This window comes from Tissierellales bacterium (genome assembly GCA_025210965.1).
Classification (GTDB): Bacteria; Bacillota; Clostridia; order Tissierellales; family JAOAQY01; genus JAOAQY01.
The window spans coordinates 1-4715 of the sequence record JAOAQY010000199.1 but is presented as its reverse complement, the minus strand read 5'-3'; the positions used below and the strand labels follow the sequence as shown (position 1 = coordinate 4715).

The following is a 4715-nucleotide window of genomic DNA, read 5'->3' as shown; positions in this document are numbered from 1 at the left end:
TTGTTGCCGATTTTGTACTTCAACCTAAAGTACTTGAACAAAATGTACTTGAACAAAACGGACCCCCTAATAATAAAAGAGATTTAATAAATAATGAGCCTAATAATAAATCAGTCTATCAGTCTGTCAATAATAAGACTGTAGATGAAAATATAGATGCATCAGAACACCCTATTTTAAGTCAAATACAAAATTTAGATTTAGAAGAATTAAAAAATCCAAAATCAAAAACCACGACAGAAAGAACGATGGAAGATCATAGTATGGGAATTAAAGAAACGGTTGAACAAAACCTCTGTGACTATGAGTTTCTAATCAAAAAATGCCAGATAGAGTTTTTAGGTGAATACAAACGTGCAGTAGAACAAGCCCTTAGAAATTTCTTTTTCTGTCAAGATGCTGCTATAAAACTAAATAATCAAGTACTACCTCTAAAAATCATTAAGCAAGACCTAATGGATCTAGACTTTGAAAAGCTAAACTGCGCTATTACAAAGTTTAGATTAAGTGCGGAAAAAAGAGATATTCAAAACAAAGTTAAATATTTGCAGTCTTGCATATACGATGTGATATTCGATTATGACATTACTAACAAGACAGACGATGATTTGATTAAATTGCATGGGCCTGCTTATTATATGCCTGAAGGAGTTTATTAGACTAGAGAAAATGACGGGAGGACTCTGCCATGAATGACAGAATGAATGAAATGCGGTTTGATACCCATGATGTACTGGATCGTAAAAATCAAGCAATTAAAATCAGTCGTATACTAAAAAATAGTCAGAACTATAGTCGCTCTGGAGAAGGTTTAGTTGTTGCGCTCAACTCTTCTTGGGGTACAGGTAAGAGCATGTTTTTAAAAATGTGGGAAAGTGAGATTAAAAATGCTAATTCAGAAACTGAATTCCCGCTAACTAAAGAAAAAACAAATGTCTTGTATTATAACGCTTGGGAAAATGATGATTATGATAATGCATTTATTCCACTAGTAGCTCATTTTAACAAGATATTTAAAAAGACAATAGTACGTAAAAATTTAAAAGAAGAAAGTATAAATGAATTTTCTCTCATGATTAGAAGATGGCGAAAAGCAGCATCAATGTTGACTTTTATGGCAGGTAAAAATATTGTGAAGAAGAAATTGGGCTTAGATAAAATAGAGATTGATGTTAAAGAGCTCTTAAATTTTAAGCAAAACGATTTTGATGAATATCTGGAAATTGAGGATAAACTTGACGGATTAAATTTTGAAGACATAGAGAAACAATTGGCAACTTTAGGAGTCACCGCAAGGAATAAATATTTTAAAATAAAAAAAGCTGTAGAACCAAAGGTTTTTGAAGATTTCGAAGGGTTTAGGCAAACTAAAGAAGAGTTTAAGAAGGCACTAGGACTCATAAGTGAAGAAAAAAAATTGGTAGTATTTGTAGATGAACTTGATCGTTGTAGACCTATTTATGCTATAGAGACGTTAGAAGCGATAAAACATTTCTTTAGTGTACCTAATGTAATTTTTGTTTTATCAGTAGATATAGAGCAATTAAGTCATTCTATAGCTACTGTATATGGTCAAAATATGGATGCAGAAGGATATCTATTGAGATTTGTAGATTTGCAATTTAAATTACCAGATCCAAAAGTTCATAATTTCTGTAAGTTATTAAATAGAAATGGGGTTTGGGATGAGAATAGATTAGCGATAATAGAAATATTATTTGAAACGCTAGAATTATCACTAAGAGAAATGGAGAAAATATTCAAGAATATAGAGTTATTGTTTGATAGTATCGATCCAAGCTTTAAATCAAGAGAGCAAAAATTTGGATTTTACGTATTAATTCTGATAATACGGACTAAATATTACGAATATTATGAAGGGTTATTAAATGGTGAATATAGTGTAGAGGACATAACTTCAAGAAAAAATCATTTTTTTGTTTTAATATCAAGATTAGATGAGATAGGGCATTTGAGAAGCTTATATGAAAATAACAGTATTTTGTATCCGCTTCTAAAAAATGTAGGTAATAAAACTTTTAAAAATTTATTTGAAGAAGATGGGTACAAAGAAGTCTATAAAACTGATTATTTTATTGTAAGCAAAATGGAAAGATATTTTGATAAATATGATAATTTGACTATAGCACAATATATACAAATGCAATTAGAAATAGCTGATAGTTTGGAATAAATAATGTCCACCCCATCCCCCACAGAAACCCACTGTAGCGCATGGGCTTTCGATTACAGCACCTTAGTCTATCTCGCGGGTCATTTGGCCACCTTTTCCAAACGTGGCCTCTGAGTCGAAAAATAGTTACTTCGTTTACAGACTAATCGCAAAACGCAAAGTTTTGTACCGTGTGGGAAAACCGCTCACATGGAAGTTACATATCCGCTAAAATCGGCAGCGTATATGTAACTACAAAACTCAAGTCGTTTTGCGACAAGTCTTTTTATACTGGTGATAGCTATAGCTTCGCACTCTCACTTTTACGCCTTGTCCACAAACTCCACAGCATCTACTACTATTTGTTCGGGTCATTCATGCTATGGATTTTGTGGACAAGGCTAGCGGATCAGGACGGTCTGTCCTGGTCTATCTTTAAAGATGGAAATAGAAGGCTACGCCTTCTATAAACAGCGGAAAGAAGCACCTATAATTCTCTAAAACCTGGAGAAACATAGGCGCTTTTAATTTCTAGAACCATCTTTAGCACTGTTAACTGCTGCAGCGCTAAATATATAGCTAATCTCTGTAAGTCTTTTTGCATGTAGTACTTTAGGGTCAAACGTGGTCTGACACACAGGGTCCACAGGTACTACTGCTACTACAAAAACCAAAAACTTAACCTATGGACTTGTGGACAGACAACTTTTTAGGGTAGGACTTTGGAGAAGGAGATAAGTGGAAGTGAGTTCCACTTATTATATTTAAAATAGTGGGAACTGAGTTCCCACTATTTTTTTACCAATTATAGCCATTACTACTTTAAATTTGATATAATAAAAAACAGTTAAAAATTAATAAAGGAGAATGATAATGGCTAATAAGAAAACAGAAGATTTAAAAACAATAAGAGCAGTCCTGACTTCAATAGTTTTGATATTTGGAATAACAGTGGGAGCTATTGGTTACATAGTATGTAAAGATATAGACCAACCGTCAAATATACAAATAACAATAACCGATACTAGGCCTGAACTAAATCCTCACGGTGAGGAACAATTTATATTTACACCTCAAAATTTCAATGATCCAAACGATGTAGAACGAATGACTTTAGAGATAAAAAAACTAGTTTCTAGAAGATGGGAACAAAAAAGCGATGGATTTACATACAGGATTCAAGCTGTAGTTGCTGTCACTGCAATATTTTTTACATTGCTTGTAGTTGTAGTATCACTTTTTCAGTATCTTAAAACAAAACAGTTTGACGATGAGTTTAAGCAGTTAAAAAGAGAAATAGAGAACTTAAATGATATTAAAGAGAAGTTTGAAGAACAAGAGAAGCTGACAAAGAAGATAGTTGAATTTAATGTAAAAACAGCTAAGTATGCGGAGGCAAATTCTTATTATCATGATGCTTTAAATGATAATGAAAATGCAGTTAGATATTACGATAAAGCCATTGAAAAAGCAGATGAAATAATGAAAATGGAAGAATTAGACGATTGCTTAAGAGATTTTAAAAAGAAGAGTGAAAAAATTGAAAAGCAGGTGGAGGATTTAAAATTTAGAGCATATAACAATCGAGGAAGCTTAAAAGCTGAAGATGGAGATCGCGAGGGGGCAATAAGAGACTATAGTGAAGCGATAAAAATAAATTCAGATTATGTTGAGCCTTATTATAATCGAGGAATTTTAAAAAGGAAGATGGGAAATACCGCCGGAGCAATAAAAGATTATAGTGAAGCGATAAAAATAAATTCAGAATATGTTGACGCCTATTATAATCGAGGAATTTTAAAAGCTGAAGATGGAGATCGCGAGGGAGCAATAAAAGACTATAGTGAAGCGATAAAAATAAATTCAGAATATGTTAAGGCCTATTATAATCGAGGAATTTTAAAAGATAAAGATGGAGATCGAGCGGGGGCAATGGAAGATTTTAGTAAAGCATTTGAATTATTTAGATCTCAAGGAAATATAGAATTGGCAGAAAATGCTAAGAAGGCATATAATGAATTGAAAGAAGAAACAAAGAAGTAATGAATATAAAAAAATAGTGGGGACTGAGTTCCCACTATTTTTTTATAACCTTATCTTATCCACCTTCTTAAGCAGCTCATTTGGTCCAAAACTCATATAGTTCTCGGTTACCGAAAGGCTATGACCCATAAGCTGTTTAATTTCTACATAAGAAACGCCAGCTTCTAAAAGAAGCCTACTATATAGGTGTCTAAAGGCATGGGGATAGACTTTTGACTTTTTCACTTTGGCCATTCCCGTATAGTGCTTTATAATTTTTCCAGCAAATTGCCTGGTCATTGGCCCTTTTTGGCCAACGAATAAAAACTCGCTGTCGGATTTATATCTGCAGTCTAAATAATTTTTCAAAATCGGAAGTAGAGCTTTAGGCAAAAAAACTTGTCTGTGTTTTTCTCCCTTGCCTTGGATCCAGATCAACCTTTCACCGACATCATAAGTTTTCATCTGAAGAACTTCAGATATTCTCATGCCGGTGTAAAAAAGTGTACTGACTAGTGCC

The 4715-nt window shown here is 33.0% G+C and carries 5 protein-coding genes; 3 read left to right on the top strand and 2 right to left on the bottom strand.

The features are described from left to right. Together N4A40_14550 and N4A40_14545 are read left to right on the top strand one after the other, a co-directional pair. Positions 1-659: hypothetical protein (locus N4A40_14550; GenBank protein MCT4663075.1), on the top strand; the 659-nt coding region annotated here is incomplete at its 5' end. A 29-nt stretch (positions 660-688) separates the two neighbouring features. After that, positions 689-2194 (top strand): KAP family NTPase, encoded by a 1506-nt coding sequence (locus N4A40_14545; GenBank protein MCT4663074.1) that lies wholly within the window; start codon positions 689-691, stop codon positions 2192-2194. Between the two features lie 503 nt (positions 2195-2697). Here N4A40_14545 and N4A40_14540 read toward each other — a convergent pair. Next, positions 2698-2820, bottom strand: coding sequence for a hypothetical protein (locus tag N4A40_14540; protein MCT4663073.1), 123 nt, complete (start codon positions 2818-2820; stop codon positions 2698-2700). Between the two features lie 226 nt (positions 2821-3046). Here N4A40_14540 and N4A40_14535 point away from each other — a divergent pair, with 226 nt between their 5' ends. Then, entirely contained in the window at positions 3047-4216 is a 1170-nt protein-coding gene (locus N4A40_14535) for a tetratricopeptide repeat protein (protein ID MCT4663072.1), read from the top strand. Positions 4217-4258: 42 nt separating this feature from the next. On the opposite strand, the gene N4A40_14530 is transcribed toward N4A40_14535, so the two are convergent. Next, the coding region (locus tag N4A40_14530) for a tyrosine-type recombinase/integrase (GenBank protein MCT4663071.1) at positions 4259-4715 on the bottom strand (457 nt) is incomplete at its 5' end.